15 protein-coding genes are annotated in these 14,403 nt (G+C 65.6%); 6 read left to right on the top strand and 9 right to left on the bottom strand.

Going from position 1 to position 14,403, the window contains the following annotated elements; genetic code table 11:
• Positions 1–37: 37 nt before the first annotated feature.
• On the top strand, positions 38–1,639 hold the full coding sequence (locus tag I6F12_RS09460) for a M23 family peptidase (RefSeq protein WP_225156039.1): 1,602 nt from the start codon (positions 38–40) through the stop codon (positions 1,637–1,639).
• 86 nt (positions 1,640–1,725) lie between these two features.
• Positions 1,726–2,712: a DUF808 domain-containing protein gene (locus I6F12_RS09455; protein ID WP_035999800.1), complete on the top strand. Its 987-nt coding sequence runs from the start codon at positions 1,726–1,728 to the stop codon at positions 2,710–2,712.
• Positions 2,713–2,741: 29 nt separating this feature from the next.
• On the opposite strand, the gene I6F12_RS09450 is transcribed toward I6F12_RS09455, so the two are convergent.
• Both I6F12_RS09450 and I6F12_RS09445 read right to left on the bottom strand, forming a co-directional pair.
• Positions 2,742–3,245 (bottom strand): cupin domain-containing protein, encoded by a 504-nt coding sequence (locus tag I6F12_RS09450; RefSeq protein ID WP_225140695.1) that lies wholly within the window; start codon positions 3,243–3,245, stop codon positions 2,742–2,744.
• 21 nt (positions 3,246–3,266) lie between these two features.
• On the bottom strand, positions 3,267–3,746 hold the full coding sequence (locus tag I6F12_RS09445; RefSeq protein ID WP_225140693.1) for a carboxymuconolactone decarboxylase family protein: 480 nt from the start codon (positions 3,744–3,746) through the stop codon (positions 3,267–3,269).
• 54 nt (positions 3,747–3,800) lie between these two features.
• Here I6F12_RS09445 and I6F12_RS09440 point away from each other — a divergent pair, with 54 nt between their 5' ends.
• A complete protein-coding gene (locus I6F12_RS09440; RefSeq protein ID WP_036022956.1) occupies positions 3,801–4,319 on the top strand; it encodes a MarR family transcriptional regulator in 519 nt (172 codons plus the stop codon).
• 35 nt (positions 4,320–4,354) lie between these two features.
• Here the strand turns inward: I6F12_RS09440 and I6F12_RS09435 are convergent, their stop codons facing one another.
• On the bottom strand, positions 4,355–4,606 hold the full coding sequence (locus tag I6F12_RS09435) for a hypothetical protein (protein ID WP_225156038.1): 252 nt from the start codon (positions 4,604–4,606) through the stop codon (positions 4,355–4,357).
• A gap of 191 nt (positions 4,607–4,797) precedes the next feature.
• Between I6F12_RS09435 and I6F12_RS09430 the strand changes: the two genes are divergently transcribed.
• Positions 4,798–6,027, top strand: a complete 1,230-nt coding sequence (locus I6F12_RS09430) for a lytic murein transglycosylase (protein WP_225156037.1) — start codon at positions 4,798–4,800, stop codon at positions 6,025–6,027.
• A gap of 50 nt (positions 6,028–6,077) precedes the next feature.
• Here the strand turns inward: I6F12_RS09430 and I6F12_RS09425 are convergent, their stop codons facing one another.
• Positions 6,078–6,767 (bottom strand): NAD(P)H-dependent oxidoreductase, encoded by a 690-nt coding sequence (locus tag I6F12_RS09425; protein ID WP_225156036.1) that lies wholly within the window; start codon positions 6,765–6,767, stop codon positions 6,078–6,080.
• A 108-nt stretch (positions 6,768–6,875) separates the two neighbouring features.
• On the opposite strand from I6F12_RS09425, the gene I6F12_RS09420 reads away from it, so the two are divergent.
• Positions 6,876–7,760, top strand: a complete 885-nt coding sequence (locus I6F12_RS09420; RefSeq protein WP_225156035.1) for a LysR substrate-binding domain-containing protein — start codon at positions 6,876–6,878, stop codon at positions 7,758–7,760.
• 40 nt (positions 7,761–7,800) lie between these two features.
• Here the strand turns inward: I6F12_RS09420 and I6F12_RS09415 are convergent, their stop codons facing one another.
• The 3 genes from I6F12_RS09415 to recJ all read right to left on the bottom strand — a co-directional run bounded on the left by I6F12_RS09415 (position 7,801) and on the right by recJ (position 11,429).
• Positions 7,801–8,598, bottom strand: coding sequence for an aldolase (locus tag I6F12_RS09415; RefSeq protein ID WP_225156034.1), 798 nt, complete (start codon positions 8,596–8,598; stop codon positions 7,801–7,803).
• A 97-nt stretch (positions 8,599–8,695) separates the two neighbouring features.
• Positions 8,696–9,505, bottom strand: a complete 810-nt coding sequence (locus I6F12_RS09410) for a glucose 1-dehydrogenase (RefSeq protein ID WP_225156033.1) — start codon at positions 9,503–9,505, stop codon at positions 8,696–8,698.
• An 82-nt stretch (positions 9,506–9,587) separates the two neighbouring features.
• Positions 9,588–11,429 carry a single-stranded-DNA-specific exonuclease RecJ gene (gene recJ, locus I6F12_RS09405; protein WP_225146763.1) on the bottom strand — a complete coding sequence of 614 codons (1,842 nt, stop codon included), beginning with the start codon at positions 11,427–11,429 and terminating at the stop codon, positions 9,588–9,590.
• 286 nt (positions 11,430–11,715) lie between these two features.
• Between recJ and I6F12_RS09400 the strand changes: the two genes are divergently transcribed.
• A complete protein-coding gene (locus tag I6F12_RS09400) occupies positions 11,716–12,792 on the top strand; it encodes a methyl-accepting chemotaxis protein (RefSeq protein WP_225156032.1) in 1,077 nt (358 codons plus the stop codon).
• 188 nt (positions 12,793–12,980) lie between these two features.
• Here I6F12_RS09400 and I6F12_RS09395 read toward each other — a convergent pair whose 3' ends face one another.
• Both I6F12_RS09395 and I6F12_RS09390 read right to left on the bottom strand, forming a co-directional pair.
• On the bottom strand, positions 12,981–14,042 hold the full coding sequence (locus I6F12_RS09395; protein ID WP_057029103.1) for a glycosyltransferase family 4 protein: 1,062 nt from the start codon (positions 14,040–14,042) through the stop codon (positions 12,981–12,983).
• Between the two features lie 131 nt (positions 14,043–14,173).
• Positions 14,174–14,389, bottom strand: coding sequence for a hypothetical protein (locus I6F12_RS09390; protein WP_074447910.1), 216 nt, complete (start codon positions 14,387–14,389; stop codon positions 14,174–14,176).
• Positions 14,390–14,403 lie beyond the last annotated feature (14 nt).

Raw genomic sequence — 14,403 nt, 5'->3', positions numbered from 1 at the left:
TCGAGGATCGGAACAGGTACCGCCGGGGGGCGAAGCAGTGGGCAGGAACAGTCTCCGCTTCGTCTCGCTTCTCCTGGCGTTGCCGTCGCTCCTCGTTGCTGCACCGATCGCTGCGGACGAGTTCCGCAGTCCCTCGCTGACGGCCCTGCGCATCGAGTGGCGCGCGGCGCTCGATCAGCTTCGCAGCGAGATCAACAGCCGTCCGCAAATTGCGGGCGACTTCATCTTCGCACCGCGCCGTTCGGTGCCGCGCTACGATCCGCGCGCGATGCCGGCACTGGTGCAGCTCAACGCGGTCTCCTCGCGCTTCTTCACCGGCATTACCCGAAGTCCCGTCCCCGTGCTGCTGCCGTTCGACGCCGCCGCGTATCTCGACGCGCAGCGCAGCGGCGCGCCGGCGACGCTCGCGCTGTCGCGCTACCAGGCCGACTTTAATCCCGCCGACATGTTCGATGCCGGTCCTGCCGGCTACAGCGCGACCTTCTCGCTCGATCCGGGTGCCGGCGACGGCATGCCGAGCCGGGTCTACGCAAGGCCTGTCGAGGTGCAGATCACGGGCTCGGCGCTGGTCTACGACATCGCCGATCCGGCCGGGGGCAAGGGCGAGCCAGTCAAGCCGCTCGCCGCAACCTACCCGGATCTACGCAGGTTCATCCGGGAAGGCTATGTGCGCTACGCCTTCACCCGCTTCGGCGCCGCCTATGTGGTCTCGATCCAGTGCCTCGACAGTGTCGCGAGGCCACGGCGGCTCGCCTGCAAGGAGGCCTATCCAGTCGCCGAGCGCTTCCTCAAGGCACTGCGCGTCGCAGGGGGCCAGCGCATGCGGCCCCTGGCGGACGTTGCCTCCAACATTATCGACCGGCCCGCGGTGCGTTCACCGGATTTCAGCTACCGGCCGAGCGGCGACATCATTCCGAACACCGGCTACCGCAAGCAGGGCGGTCATCCCGACGCCATGGCCTATGCCCAGATCCGCTTTCCCTTGGAGAAGGCGCCCGCCTTCGTGCGCTCCCAATCCTTCGGCAAGCGCGACAAGAGCGAAGGCCCGACCGCTTATCCCTGGCGCGACAATTTCTGCGAGTCGCGTAGTTTCGAGGTGTGGCAATGCGGCGGAGGTTACGGCCACCAGGGCGAGGACATCCGCGCCGCCGACTGCCCGCCGCCCGGCGAAGGCCGCGAGCCCTGCGATTCCAAGCGGCGCGGCGTCGTCGCCGTGCGTGACGCGATCGTTATCCGTGGCGCCAAGGACCAGGCCGCAACGCTTCAGGTCAATAGCCGCACCGAGCACATCCGTTTCCGCTACATGCACATGAATCCGCATGCGATGAACGCCGATGGCGTCATCAACGGCCGCATCGTCACCGAAGGCGAGAAGATCGGCGTGATCTCGAACTACCTCGACCGTCCCGCCGGCACCTCGATGCACCTGCATTTCGACGTCCAGGTGTTCACCCGCGATGGCTGGATCTGGGTCAGCCCCTACGCGACGCTGGTCTCGGCCTATGAACGGCTGATCCGCGCGCGCGGCCGCGAGATCGGCCCGGAGATCGCGGTCACGGCGCAGCCGGTGGCCCATGCGCTGCCGGAAGACGTGCTCAAGCCTGACTTGCGCGAGGGAGCGGGCGGCGAGGAGAACTGACAGCGTGCTGGTTCGTTGCTGGAGCGGGCAGGACAGCATCTGGTTGCGCACGCCCCCCCCCCGCTCGAACGAAGAAGGATAGGTTGATGAGTGTCGGACTGATCGGTCTTCTCGACGACATCGCGGGGATCGCAAAGGTAGCTGCGGCCTCGCTCGACGATGTCGCCAGCCAGGCTGCCAAGGCAGGCACAAAGGCGGCTGGCGTGGTCATCGACGACGCGGCGGTCACGCCGAACTACGTGATCGGATTCGCTTCGAAGCGCGAGCTGCCGATCGTCGGCAAGATAGCGGTCGGATCGCTACGCAACAAACTGCTGATTTTGCTGCCGATTGCCCTGCTGCTCGGCTATTTCCTTCCCGCTGCGGTCACGCCGCTGCTGATGCTGGGCGGCGCCTTTCTCTGCTATGAAGGCGCCGAAAAGGTGCTCGAAGCCGTGATGCCGCATCATGCGCACCAGCACGAAGCTCAGCTCGAGCCGATTGCGTTGAATGCCCAGTCGGTCGAGGACGAGAAGGTCGCTGGCGCCATCAAGACGGATTTCATCCTGTCGGCGGAGATCATGGCGATCACGCTGGCGGCCCTCCCGGCGGGCAGCATCTGGACGCAGGCGCTGGTGCTGGCGCTGGTCGGCCTCTTCATCACCGTTGGTGTCTATGGCGTGGTGGCCCTGATCGTGAAAGCGGACGATGCCGGCATCGCCCTCGCGCGGTTCGACGGCGCCTCGCTCGCCGGCGGCGCGATCCGATTGCTTGGGCGCGCGCTCGTCCGCGGCATGCCCGTTTTCCTGGCGGTGCTGAGCACGATCGGCACCGCCGCCATGATCTGGGTCGGCGGTGGCATCATCCTGCACGGCATCGAGAAATACGGCCCACCCGCGATCGGCCACACGGTCCATGCCATAACCGAGGCTGCCGCACATCTCCTTCCATCCGTTGCCGGCATCGTCGAATGGTCGGTCGAGGCAGCCATCTCGGGTGCGCTTGGACTGCTCGTCGGCGCAGTCGCCATTCCGGTCGTCCAATACGGACTCGCGCCGGCCTGGAAGCGGTTGAGGCGATCGCGATCGGCCTGAGCGCAGCCATTGCGGATGACGCGCGCAGCCTATTCCAGGAACGTCGTCAGCTGCGCGCCCTCATCCGCCACGAACACCGCGATCAGTTCCGCCGGCTCGGTCATGCTGGCATTGGCCGAGACCAGATGCGTCGAGCCCGGCGGTTCGAAGAAGGACTGGCCGACGCCGAACGTCTCGACCGGGCCGCCGCCGAGCTGCGAGCGGATCTCGCCCTTGGTGATGTAGGCGGTGACGGAGCCGGAGTGACGATGCGGCCGCGAAAACCCGCCTGGACCATAGGACACGCGCACGATGGTCACGCGCTTGCCGGGCACGTTCGGAAGCGCGTAGGAGCCGATCGGCTCGACCTTGTCGAGCGGCGAGCCCTCCGCCGCCGTGGCGCAGAGCGGCGCGAGGGCGCTGGACACACTATCGATCGTCACCGGCAGGGCTTTGCCGATCGCCAGCGCGCAGACAAATCCCGCGACGACCGCAAGCGCTGTCGAACGTGACGGCGCCGGACACTGCACGGCAGAAAGGCTCATGACTGTCATCGTGATCCTCCCCTCTCTCCGTCAGGACGAAGCTGCGACGGCGGCCGCCGGCCGCTGTGCAGGCGTCCAGCGAAACGCCGCGCCAAACCGGTTCCAGACGTTGATCGAGGCGACCGCCGAGGTCAGATACGTCAGTTCAGTCTCGGAGAATTCGCGGGACGCCTCGGCGTAAACCTCCTCGCTGACGCCGTCGGGCAGACAGGTCAGCGCCTCGGCCCAGGCGAGCGCGGCCCGCTCGCGCGGCGAAAAGATCGGCGCCTCGCGCCAGACCGCGAGCAGATGAAGCTTGTCGAGGGGAACGCCGATCCGTTCCGACAGCAGGACGTGGTGTTGCACGCAGAACGCGCAGCCGTTGATCTGCGAGGCGCGCAGCTTGACCAGCTCGAGCAGCTGCTTGTCGAGGCCGGCCTTGGCCGCAAGCTGGCCCAGCGCCAGCACCAGATCAAACGCATCGGGCGCGATCCGCTTGAAATCTTCATATTCGCTGCGGGCGTGTGACATTGCCATTCACCTCGGCATATTATAAGAGCACGGACATCTTATAAGAGCTCTTATATGTCGCGCAAGACGAATGTCACGAAATCGCAATCGGGACCCAAGGCCGTTGCAGCCGGTGCGGTGCACGTTCCAGCACCGGGCGAAGGCAAGCGCGGCGAGCAAGGCTATCTCGGTTACCTGCTGCGCCAAGCCCACGCCGCCGTTCGGCTGACGATGGAACGCACGCTCGCCGATCTCGGCGTGACCTCGCCGCAATTCGCGGTGCTGACGATGCTGAACGCCTATCCGGGCCTGTCGGGAGCCGATGTCGCCCGCCTCACCTTCCTGACGCCCCAGACCGTCGGCGTCATCATCCGCAATCTCGAACGCGACGGCGCGATTGCGATGACGCCTCATCCCGTTCACGGCCGCATCCAGCAATGGACGCTGACGCCGCGCGGCGCGACGCTTCTGAAGGCGTGCCGGCAGCGTGTGCTCGAATTGGAGAAGCGCCTCGCTCGCAATTTGGATTCAAAGGCGGAAACCACGATCCGGCGTTGGCTTTCCGGAATCGCGGCTGAGCTTAAGGAGGACTAGGCGGCCGGCATTCGCGGCTGTCGTGGCCGCTGGTGCTACCCGCCTTTCAAGGCGTTCTTGACTGCGCCGTCCGGCCAGCTCTCGTCGGCCGCGATCACCCGCACGCGGGTCTGGTCGGCGGGATTGACCAGCACGTGCGAATTCACCCGGTCACCGCTCGGCTCCAGACGCAGATCGGTTTCGGGCTTCCAGCTCAGCGTCGTCGCGAGGTCGCCGGGAAAGATCTTCCATTGCGATCCGTCGTCGAGTTCGACGATATGGCTTTCGGCATGCGTGCGTATCTTCATTCCACCCCGACGATTCGATGAACAGGAAGGCCGGCCGTACCAGGACCGACTCTTCTCCTCCTCGCGTGGGAGGAATGCGGGAGTGCGGCACTTGTTCCGGTGGGAACGACCGACGGGGTCGGGCCGAGTTGCCGCACGCGGCCGTTTCGGAACCGACTCACGCGTGCCATGTTTCCGGCTAGAATGTGCCCATGAAGTACACTGATTCCTCGCCCCGTCACACACGCCGCGCCCTGCTCCAGTCGACGCTCGGTGCAGCCGCTTTGCTCGCGCTTCCCACCCGCGCTTTCGCCGCGCCTCCCGGCTTCGACGAATGGCGCGAGAGCTTCCGTGCGCGCGCGATGGCAAAAGGCATTTCCGCCGCGACATGGCAGCGCGCGATGGGACGGGTCGAACCGGACATGAGCGTGTTCGCGCAGATGCGCAACCAGCCCGAATTCCGCGAGCAGGTTTGGCAGTACATCAACCGCCGCGTTTCGGACTGGCGCATCATCAACGGCAAGATCGCGCTGAAGAACAATGAGGCGCTGTTCGCCCGCATCGAGCGCGATTTCGGGGTCGAGCGCGGCACGCTGCTGGCGCTTTGGGGCGTCGAGTCCGCCTATGGCGATCCGCTGGTGCAGCAGAACCACATGAGGCCGGTGTTTCCCTCGCTCGCCGCGCTCGCCTGGAACGAGCCGCGCCGCAAGGCCTATTGGGAGACCGAGCTGATCAATGCACTGCGCATCGTCGACAAGGGCTGGTCCACGCCTGAGGACATGCGCGGATCATGGGCCGGCGCGATGGGCCATTCGCAATGGATGCCGGAGGTCTGGCTCAATGTCGGCATCGACTATGACGGCAACGGCAAGGTCTCGCCATTCGGCAAGCCCGACGACGCGCTGGGCTCGACGGCAAAGTATCTCGTCAATCGTGGCAAGTGGCATCGCGGCGAGCACTGGGGCTACGAGGTGCGCGCGCCCGCCAACATGAGCGGCAGCCGGACCTATGCGGCCTGGCAGGCGGCCGGCGTGACGCGTGCCGACGGCCAACCATTTCCGCAGCCCAACGCATCCGCGCAGATGTGGACGCCGGTTGCGGGCGGGCCGACCTTCCTGCTCGGGCCGAATTTCTACTCGGTGAAGAGCTACAACCCTTCCATGAACTACGCGCTGGCGATCTGCCATCTCGGGGATCGCTGCCTGGGAGCTCCGCCCTTCATCCAGCCCTTCCCGGGCTCCGAGCGTGCGTTGACGCTCGCCGAAGTGCAGGAGATGCAGACGCGCCTGACCAAGGCCGGCTTCGACACCGGCGGCACCGACGGCCGCGTCGGCAACGACACCATGAAGGCAGTCAAGGAGTTTCAGCAGAAGGTCGGGATCGCGCCCGCCGATGGCTACGGCGGGCTGAAGGTGCTGGCCAAGCTGCGGCAAACCAACTAGCACGGCCGGAAGCGCCGGCGCTGGCGCCTCGCCGCAGCTGCAGCCGACCCTTAAGCCGCGTTTCGCTGTTCTGTCAGCTTCAGCAGCTCGTCGACGAGGTCATCCACGGTACGCTCGGCCGCGGCAATCGACGCCTGCAACCGTTCGTCGGCGAATTCGTCGTACTCGACTGCGATGCTGTGGAAGGCCGTGATCCCGATGAAGGCAAACACGTCCCGGACGGCTCCTTCGACATGATTGACGGCGGCCATGCGCCCGCCCGGATCGTACCCGTAGTCTCCGCGCGAGCCGAGCAGGACAAGACGCTTGTCCATGCCCGCAAGCAGCGCCGAATATGGATTGTCCGGACATGATCGGTCGAAGCCGAACGTGCGTCCGACCCGAACGACGTTGTCTATGTATGCCTTGAACTGCGCTGGCACACCGAAGTTGTACATTGGCACGCCCGCGACGATCAGATCAGCTGTGAGCAACTCGTCGACCAGCGCATCGCTTTCCGCCAAAGCCTCTCTCATCCATGGCTCGCGCCGATCGGGCTTCGCGAAGGCCGCCTTGACCCAGTCGTCCGTCACCGGACTCGGTGCGAAGCGACCGAGGTCGCGGCTGACGACGCGATCCCCCGGCCGCGACTGTAGCCATCGTTGGACGAAACGCTGAGTCAGACGCCTGGTGTGCGAACCGCGCGGATTTGCATCTGAAGGCTCGAACCGCGCGCTTGAATCGATTTGTAGCAGTTGCATTGCAGCACTCCTCTCATCTATTTGCCCAATAGATCGGTTCAGGTCCCGTCGTTGACAAACGAAAGTTGCTCAGCCTATGGATGAACTGCATTCATCCTTGAGTTCGCGATGAGAAGGCTTCCTCCGCTGGCGGGATTGCGTGCATTTGAAGCGGCGGCACGTCACCTCAGCTTCAAGCGCGCCGCCGATGAACTTCACGTCACGCCGACCGCGATCAGCCATCAGGTGCGACAGCTGGAGCAGACGGTCGGAGTCAGGCTGTTCGAGCGCCGGACGCGGCAGGTTCTGCTCACCGCGGAAGGTCAGGTCCTGCTTCCGGTCCTGCGCGACGGCTTTGATGCGTTTGCGCGTGTTCTGGAGGGATTGAGCCGCAAGCGACGCCGGGCGGTGGTCACACTTTCGGCGACGCCGGCTTTCACAGCCAAATGGCTGGTGCCGCGTCTTGCTGGGCTCCGAAAGAAGAGAGCCGACATTGATCTCACATTGCTTGCGAGCTTGGAGGTGGCCGACCTCAATTCGACCGCGGATCTCGCACTTCGCTACGGTTCCGGTCCTTATCCCGATCTGATTGCCGAGCCGCTCACGGTCGATCGTTTCGCACCGGTGGTCAGTCCGCGCTTGGGCATCCGAAGACCGAGCGACCTGCGCTCAGCAACGCTGCTACATTTCGACTGGCACCGTCGTGATGCCCGAAATCCGACCTGGCGGCGCTGGTTCAAGACGGCCGGCATTGACGACGTTGATGCGCGCGCCGGCGTGCGTTTCAGCGATGAAACCCATGCCATCCAGGCAACCGTCGCCGGCGCTGGTGTCGCTTTGCACAGTCTTGTGCTCGTCGCCGACGAACTTTCGCAGGGAACGCTGGTCGCACCATTCGGGCCGGAGCTGGAAGGCTCTTCGCTGCACTTGGTCCGCAGCCGCAACCGGCCGCTCACCGAGCCGGTCGAGGCTGTACGACACTGGCTGAAGTCAGAGTTCGACGCGGCCCGCTGATACGCAGCGCAGCTCTAGCGCGCCCGGAATGACATCTTGGTCAGTGCCGATATTGCGGCTCTTCCGCATCGAGCTGCCGCCGGATCGCGGCGAGATGCAGCCGGGCGGATTCGGAATCGCCCTCGCGCATCTGCCTGTAGGTCTCCGCCGCAACGGCGGGATCGACCGGCAGCACCTTCCGCCCCGTCGACATCGCCAGCACCTGCACCTCGGCGGCGCGCTCGAGATAATAGAGATCGTCCCAGGCTTCCGCGACGGTCGGCGCCAGCACCATCACGCCGTGATGCTTCATGAAGACGATGTCGGCATCGCCGACGGCGGACGCGATGCGGGCACCTTCGCGGCTGTCGAGCGCGAGGCCGTTGTAGTCGCGGTCGACCGCGGTGCGGCCGTAGAATTTCAGCGCGGTCTGGCCGGCCCAGATCAGGGGCTCGCCTTCGGTCATCGACAGCGCTGTCGCGTAGGGCATGTGGGTGTGAAAGGCGACCTTGGCGCGCGGCAGCAGCCTGTGCATCTCGGCATGGATGTAGAACGCGGTCGCCTCGGGCACGCCCTCGCCGTCGAGCACGTTGCCGTGGAAGTCGCAGATCAACAGCTTCGACGCGGTCAACTCGCGAAAGGCGTAGCCATAGGGATTGACGAGGAACAGATCGTCATGACCGGGCACCACGGCCGAGAAGTGGTTGCAGATGCCCTCCTCAAAGCCGTTGCGCGCGGCCATGCGGAAGCAGGCGGCGAGATCCTCGCGCGCGGTGCGGATCGCGTCGGTGGCGAGGTCCGGCCGGTTGGAACGGAATGGCGCGGGCGCGGGTGAAGAAGCGTGAAGGCTGTGCGCCATGGCGAAGGACACCTCTCTCGGTCGGGAGCTGCCCAATCTTGTACAGGGACTGCGCCTTCGCGTCAGCCCCTGCGGCCGCCACCCTGCCCTGCGCAGCTCAAGCGCGCCGCGGCACGCCGCCGGCATTCATGCCGCCGTCGATGACGAGCTCGCTGCCGGTGACGTAGCGCGAGCCATCGGAGGCGAGATACAGCACGCCCGAAGCGATCTCCGCGGCCTGGCCGGCGCGGCCAAGCGGCGTGACGACGCGGGCGCGCTCCTCCGGATCGATCGGGGCATTCTGGCCGGCGCCGGCCGCCCCCGTCGGGATCTTGCCCCAGATCGGGGTGTCGATGATGCCGGGGTGAACCGAGTTGACCCGGATGCCGTCGCCCGCCGCCGCGCACTCCATCGCAATGGATTTGGCGAACAGCCGCACGCCGCCCTTGGTCGCCGAATAGGCCGACAATCCGGGCGAGCCGCGCAGTCCCGCCAGCGAGGACATCATGACGATCGAGCCGCCCCCGATCTTGCGCATCAAAGGCAGGCAATGCTTGACCGAGAGGAACACGCCATCGAGGTTGATCGCGTTCTGCTTGCGCCAGTCGGCGAGGGTCATGTCGACGATCGAAGGCACGGAGATGCCGATCCCGGCATTTGAGACGAGCACGTCGAGCCGGCCATATCGCTTTGCGATCTCGGCGACGATCTCGATCCAGCGCTCTTCGCTCGTGACATCCTGCTCCAGAAAGATCGCCTTGCCGCCCACGTTTGTTACGCGCCTGGCGAGCTCCGGGCCGCGCAGCTCGTCGATATCGGTGATGACGACAGTCGCGCCCTCGCGCGCGAACAGCTCGACGATGGCCTCGCCTATGCCGGAGGCGCCACCCGTCACCAGCGCGACCTTGCCCTCAACCTGCCCTGCCATGCTCACTCCCTTTTTTTGTTGTTTGGAACCGTTGTCTTTGATCGTTGTCGGAAAACCGCTTCGCACTTTTCCGGATCATGCATCATCTAATCACGGATGGCCCCTGATCCGGTAGCGCGACGTCGACGACACGGAATTGCACGCGCTCGGCGCCCTGGTAGCGATCGACCGACAACGAGCCCGCGACATGCATCTGCTGGCCGCGATTGGCGAGCAGCGCATTGCCGAGCTTTTGGCCGACTGAACGGAACGCGATGCCGTTGACGATGGCGCCGTCGCCCGCCTTGAAGCGCAGGCGCAGATGCGACTGGCCGACCTCGTCGGCAAACACGAGCTGGTGCGCCGGCAGCGCCAGCACCGGCTCCGGATTGCCGCTGCCGAAGGGACCGGCGCGATTGAGCGTCGCCGCAAGCTCCGGCGTCACCGCACGGGCGGTGACTGCGCCGTCGATATAGAGCTCGTTGACGTGGCGCGCCTCGGCGACGTCGCGCGCCAGCGCGGTCTCGAGATAGGCGCGGAATTCGGCGAGCTTCTCCTTGCGCAGCGTCACGCCCGCGGCCATGGCGTGGCCGCCGCCCTTGAGCAGGATGCCGTCGGCGACCGCCTGCCGCACCGCCTTGCCGAGATCGACGCCGGCGATCGAGCGGCCCGAGCCGGTGCCGATCCCCCCCGGCTCCAGCGCAATGGCAAAGGCCGGCCGCGAGAACTTCTCCTTCAGGCGGGAGGCAACGAGGCCGACCACGCCGGGATGCCAGCCTTCCGAGGCCGTGACGATGACGGCGAGCTTGTCCTCCAGCCCGATCGAGGCCAGCGCCTCGGCTTCGGCCTGGGCTTCCGCCGCCTGCTCGATGACGCGACGTTCGCTGTTGAGACGGTCGAGCTCGGCCGCGATCCGCGCTGCCTCGACGCTGTCGCCTTCGAGCAGCAGCCGCACGCCGAGATCGGCGCGGCCGATACGGCCACCGGCATTGACACGCGGGCCCAGCATGAAGCCGAGATGCCAGGCCTCCGGCGGGCCGTTGAGCCGCGCCACGTCCATCAGCGCGGTGTGGCCGACATGGTCGCGCCGCCGCATCGCGATCAGCCCCTTGGCGACGAAGGCGCGGTTGAGACCGATCAGCGGCGCGACGTCGGCGACGGTGCCGAGCGCGACGTGATGCAGCATGCCCAGGAGATCGGGCTCGGGCATCTCGCTGGTCCAGAAGCCGCGCTGGCGCAGCTCGCGATTGACCGCCACCAGCGTCACCAGCACGAGGCCGACGGCGGCGAGATGACCGAGGCCGGAGAGATCGTCGAGCCGGTTCGGATTGACCAGCGCATCCACCACCGGCAGCTCCGTGCCAGCCTGGTGATGGTCGATCACGACCACGGACATGCCGAGGCGCTTGGCCTCGGCGAGCGGCTCTATGCTGGTGGTGCCGCAATCGACTGTGATCAGCAGCGTGGCGCCCTTGGCCGCGAGCGCGCGCACCGCTTCCGTGTTGGGGCCATAGCCCTCGAAAATCCGGTCGGGAATATGGATCAGCGGATCGAGCCCGCAATGGCGCAGATGCCAGGCCAGCAGCGCCGCCGAGGTCGCGCCGTCGACGTCGTAGTCGCCGAAGATCGCAACCTTCTCGCCCTTGGTCGCGGCATCCGCAATGCGTTTGGCAGCGGCCTCCATCTCCGTCACCGTGAACGGGTCCGGCAGCAGCTTTCGGATGGTCGGATCGAGAAAGTCGGACACCGCGTCGATGTCGACACCGCGGCCCGCCAGTACCCGCGCCAGCAGTTCCGGCAATTGGTGCCGCTGCACGATGGCGAGCGCCTGGGCTGCCCCGCGGGCATCAAGCCGGTCGCGCCACAGCTTGTCGGTGAGCGAGCGCGCCACGCCCAGGAAGGCCTGGGGCGCTTCGATAGGCAAGGCGGTGGCTGGCGGCGTCATGACAGAGGCAGATGTTGGGGAACTCGAAGGGCCAGGCGGTCACGCGAACGCAGAGTCACTGGCTTCAGGGGATTGGTCGGCATCCGGGACGGATTTGCAACGGTCCGGCCGCACAAAGCGGTGGATGGCCGCCCCGACGGGCGCACTGACTATCATTTAGGCATCCCGTCAAACAGCAAATTAAGCAGGCGTTAGGCGGAATCCTCGAAAAAGAATCGTATTCGATCTGTAAGTCGTTGTTCCGGGTTCATTGCAGATCAGACCTCATTGCCAAGGGAAGTCCCCGATGTCTGCTGCGCTGGGTCTGAAAGCCAAGCCGATCGCCACCGAGCCCGCGGACGATGATTCCGACATCTCCGCGCTGATCAACCGTCTCACCGCCGAGGTCAACCAGATCGCGGTCGACAAGACCAAGTCGATCCAGCAGATCACCAACCAGATGAAGATGCTGGCGCTCAACGCGCTGATCGAGAGCTCGCGCGCCGGCGCGCAAGGCGCGGGCTTTGCGGTGGTGGCGCAGGAGGTGCGCGGCGTCGGCCAGCAGGTCGAGACCATCGCCCGCGAGCTCGAGACCCAATTGACCAAACGCACCGGCGATCTCGTCGCCTCGATCGACCGCATGAGCCAGCGCTCCCGCGGCGAGCGCATGGTCGACCTGTCGCTCAACGCGATCGAGCTGATCGACCGCAATCTCTACGAACGCACCTGCGATGTGCGCTGGTGGGCGACCGATTCCGCCGTGGTCGATTGCGCGGCCTCGCCCAGTGCTGCGGCCGTCTCCCATGCCTCGCAGCGCCTCGGCGTGATCCTCGGGGCCTACACCGTCTATCTCGATCTCTGGCTCTGCGACCTCGACGGCAACGTCATCGCCAACGGCCGCGCCGACCGCTTCCGCGTCGTCGGCCAGAACGTCGCCCACACCAGATGGTTTCGCGATGCGAAAGGCCTTCGCTCCGGCGACGATTATGTCGCCGGCGACGTCGAGAACCAGCCGCTGCTCGGCAATGCGCAGGTCGCGACCTATTGCGCCAGCGTCCGCGCCGGCGGCCAGGCTCATGGCGCACCGATCGGGGTGCTCGCCATCCATTTCGACTGGGAGCCGCAGGCCCGCGCCATCGTGCAGGGCGTGCGCGTCGACGACAGCGACAAGGCGCGCGTGCTGCTGGTCGATTCCAATTTTCGCGTGATCGCGGCCTCCGACGGCCAGGGCATCCTCAGCGAACGCATCTCGCTGTCGCTGAACGGCCAGCGCTCCGGCTTCTATCAGGAACGCACGGGCACACTGGTCGCGTTCCATGCCACCCCAGGCTACGAGACCTATCGCGGGCTCGGCTGGTACGGCGTGATCGTCTGCGGCGCGTGAGGCGAGCGGGCCCGCCTCGATCAAAACTCGCGAAAACAACCCCATGCACAGTAGCCAAGGGGTTGTCTTACCTCGCTGTTTTTGCACGCGCGAAGATTCTTTGACACGTCGGGCAAAACAGAAGGAATCCGGCTCGGCGACACCTCATCGGGCGCGGCGATCTAGCACAGCGACATCGCCGCCTCCCTTCACCTTTCCGACATTTGCGTGTTGACCTTCCGAGCTGCCGCGGCAGCCAGCTTGCGGTACTGATCTTCGTACTGGCGCGCCATTCGGTATGCGGTGAAGCGTTCCTCGAAGCGGGCGCGCACTCTCCTTCGATCCAGCTTGCCCAATTCGCCGACCGCCTTGACCGCCTGCTCCTCGTTCTCGACGATGAAACCGGTTAGGCCGTGCTCGATGACCTCAGGGACAGAGCCGGAGCGATAGGCGATCACGGGCGTTCCGCACGCCATCGCCTCGATCATGACCAGCCCGAAAGGCTCCGGCCAAGCGATCGGAAATAGCAGAGCGGCTGCTCCGCCAAGGAATGATTGCTTCTTCACGTCGTCGACTTCGCCGATAAGCTGGATCATCTCGCCGTCGATCCGGGGCGCAAGGTGTTTCCTGAAGTAGGCAGTCTCGGCGCGTGGAATCTTCGCGGCGATGCGAAGAGGCATCCGGGCTGCGTGCGCGATGCGGATGGCGTCCTCCGGACCCTTGTCCTCCGTGAGACGGCCAAGAAACGCCAGATAGGATCCCTCCTCATAGGATGGATCCAACAGCTCCGACGACAGCCCGTGCTGGATCGTTCCAATCCATTTCGCATCCGGAAGCGGCAGGCGCTGGTGATCCGAGATCGACACGAAGCTTGCTTCTGGGAACTGCCGAACCACGTCAGGCAAGCCAGGCAAGTCAAGGCGGCCGTGCATGGTCGTCAGGAACGGTACGCCAAGGCGACTGAGCAACGGCAGCGGAAGCCAGTCGATATGGGCGTGGATCACGTCGAAGTCGTTGGCTCGTCTCGCGATCGCTTCCAGCAGCATCGCGCAGGCTGCGTTCGGATCGGCGCCCTTCCGGCCGAGACGCAGCGCGCGTGGCCATACCGGGTGGAGTTTGCCTCTCGTTCGGGAGTCACCGCTGGCAAACAGCGTGACGTCGTGACCGAGCTCGACAAGCTCATCCACAAGCCAGGCTACCACCCGCTCGGTGCCGCCGTAGAGCTTCGGAGGGACGCTTTCGGCAAGCGGAGCCAGCTGGGCGATACGCATTGGAGCTCGCTATATCGCTGAACGCACGATCAGCACGATGGCCGCAGACAGAAGGTTCGAAATCGCGAGCAAGGTCCAATCCGGCCTTGCGCTCGCGCTAGCCAGCCGACAGATACCGCCCTCGATGAGCCTCAACATTCGTCATCGGAAAGCCGCTCGAGATAGGCAAGCCCGAATGCTGCGAGTTCCTGGGCATCACCATTACTCTCGCGCGCTTCCCGCCTCCCTTGCAGATGACGCTCGAGCAGGCAACGACGGCCATCCGCTGCATCGACGCTGCGATGCCGGGCAAGGTACACGCACCAAGCGGTGTCCACCGCTGTTCGTAGCGGGCTGTCGTCGACCATGTTCCAGCTCCGAC

The organism is Bradyrhizobium sp. IC4059 (assembly GCF_020193615.1).
GTDB classification, from domain to species: domain Bacteria; phylum Pseudomonadota; class Alphaproteobacteria; order Rhizobiales; family Xanthobacteraceae; genus Bradyrhizobium; species Bradyrhizobium yuanmingense.
Note: the sequence above shows the minus strand (reverse complement) of the source record. Positions and strands in the feature narration are given on the sequence as shown.

Excerpts from the sequence above, each read along its gene's own strand:
- I6F12_RS09445 (WP_225140693.1), bottom strand. The coding sequence starts at position 3,746 with ATGTCACACGCCCGCAGCGAATATGAAGATTTCAAGCGGATCGCGCCC.
- I6F12_RS09420 (WP_225156035.1), top strand. The coding sequence starts at position 6,876 with ATGAGAAGGCTTCCTCCGCTGGCGGGATTGCGTGCATTTGAAGCGGCG.
- I6F12_RS09410 (WP_225156033.1), bottom strand. The coding sequence starts at position 9,505 with ATGGCAGGGCAGGTTGAGGGCAAGGTCGCGCTGGTGACGGGTGGCGCC.
- I6F12_RS09390 (WP_074447910.1), bottom strand. The coding sequence starts at position 14,389 with ATGGTCGACGACAGCCCGCTACGAACAGCGGTGGACACCGCTTGGTGC.
- I6F12_RS09440 (WP_036022956.1), top strand. The coding sequence starts at position 3,801 with ATGTCGCGCAAGACGAATGTCACGAAATCGCAATCGGGACCCAAGGCC.
- I6F12_RS09425 (WP_225156036.1), bottom strand. The coding sequence starts at position 6,767 with ATGCAACTGCTACAAATCGATTCAAGCGCGCGGTTCGAGCCTTCAGAT.
- I6F12_RS09435 (WP_225156038.1), bottom strand. The coding sequence starts at position 4,606 with ATGAAGATACGCACGCATGCCGAAAGCCATATCGTCGAACTCGACGAC.
- I6F12_RS09450 (WP_225140695.1), bottom strand. The coding sequence starts at position 3,245 with ATGACAGTCATGAGCCTTTCTGCCGTGCAGTGTCCGGCGCCGTCACGT.
- recJ (WP_225146763.1), bottom strand. The coding sequence starts at position 11,429 with ATGACGCCGCCAGCCACCGCCTTGCCTATCGAAGCGCCCCAGGCCTTC.
- I6F12_RS09395 (WP_057029103.1), bottom strand. The coding sequence starts at position 14,042 with ATGCGTATCGCCCAGCTGGCTCCGCTTGCCGAAAGCGTCCCTCCGAAG.
- I6F12_RS09430 (WP_225156037.1), top strand. The coding sequence starts at position 4,798 with ATGAAGTACACTGATTCCTCGCCCCGTCACACACGCCGCGCCCTGCTC.
- I6F12_RS09400 (WP_225156032.1), top strand. The coding sequence starts at position 11,716 with ATGTCTGCTGCGCTGGGTCTGAAAGCCAAGCCGATCGCCACCGAGCCC.
- I6F12_RS09455 (WP_035999800.1), top strand. The coding sequence starts at position 1,726 with ATGAGTGTCGGACTGATCGGTCTTCTCGACGACATCGCGGGGATCGCA.
- I6F12_RS09415 (WP_225156034.1), bottom strand. The coding sequence starts at position 8,598 with ATGGCGCACAGCCTTCACGCTTCTTCACCCGCGCCCGCGCCATTCCGT.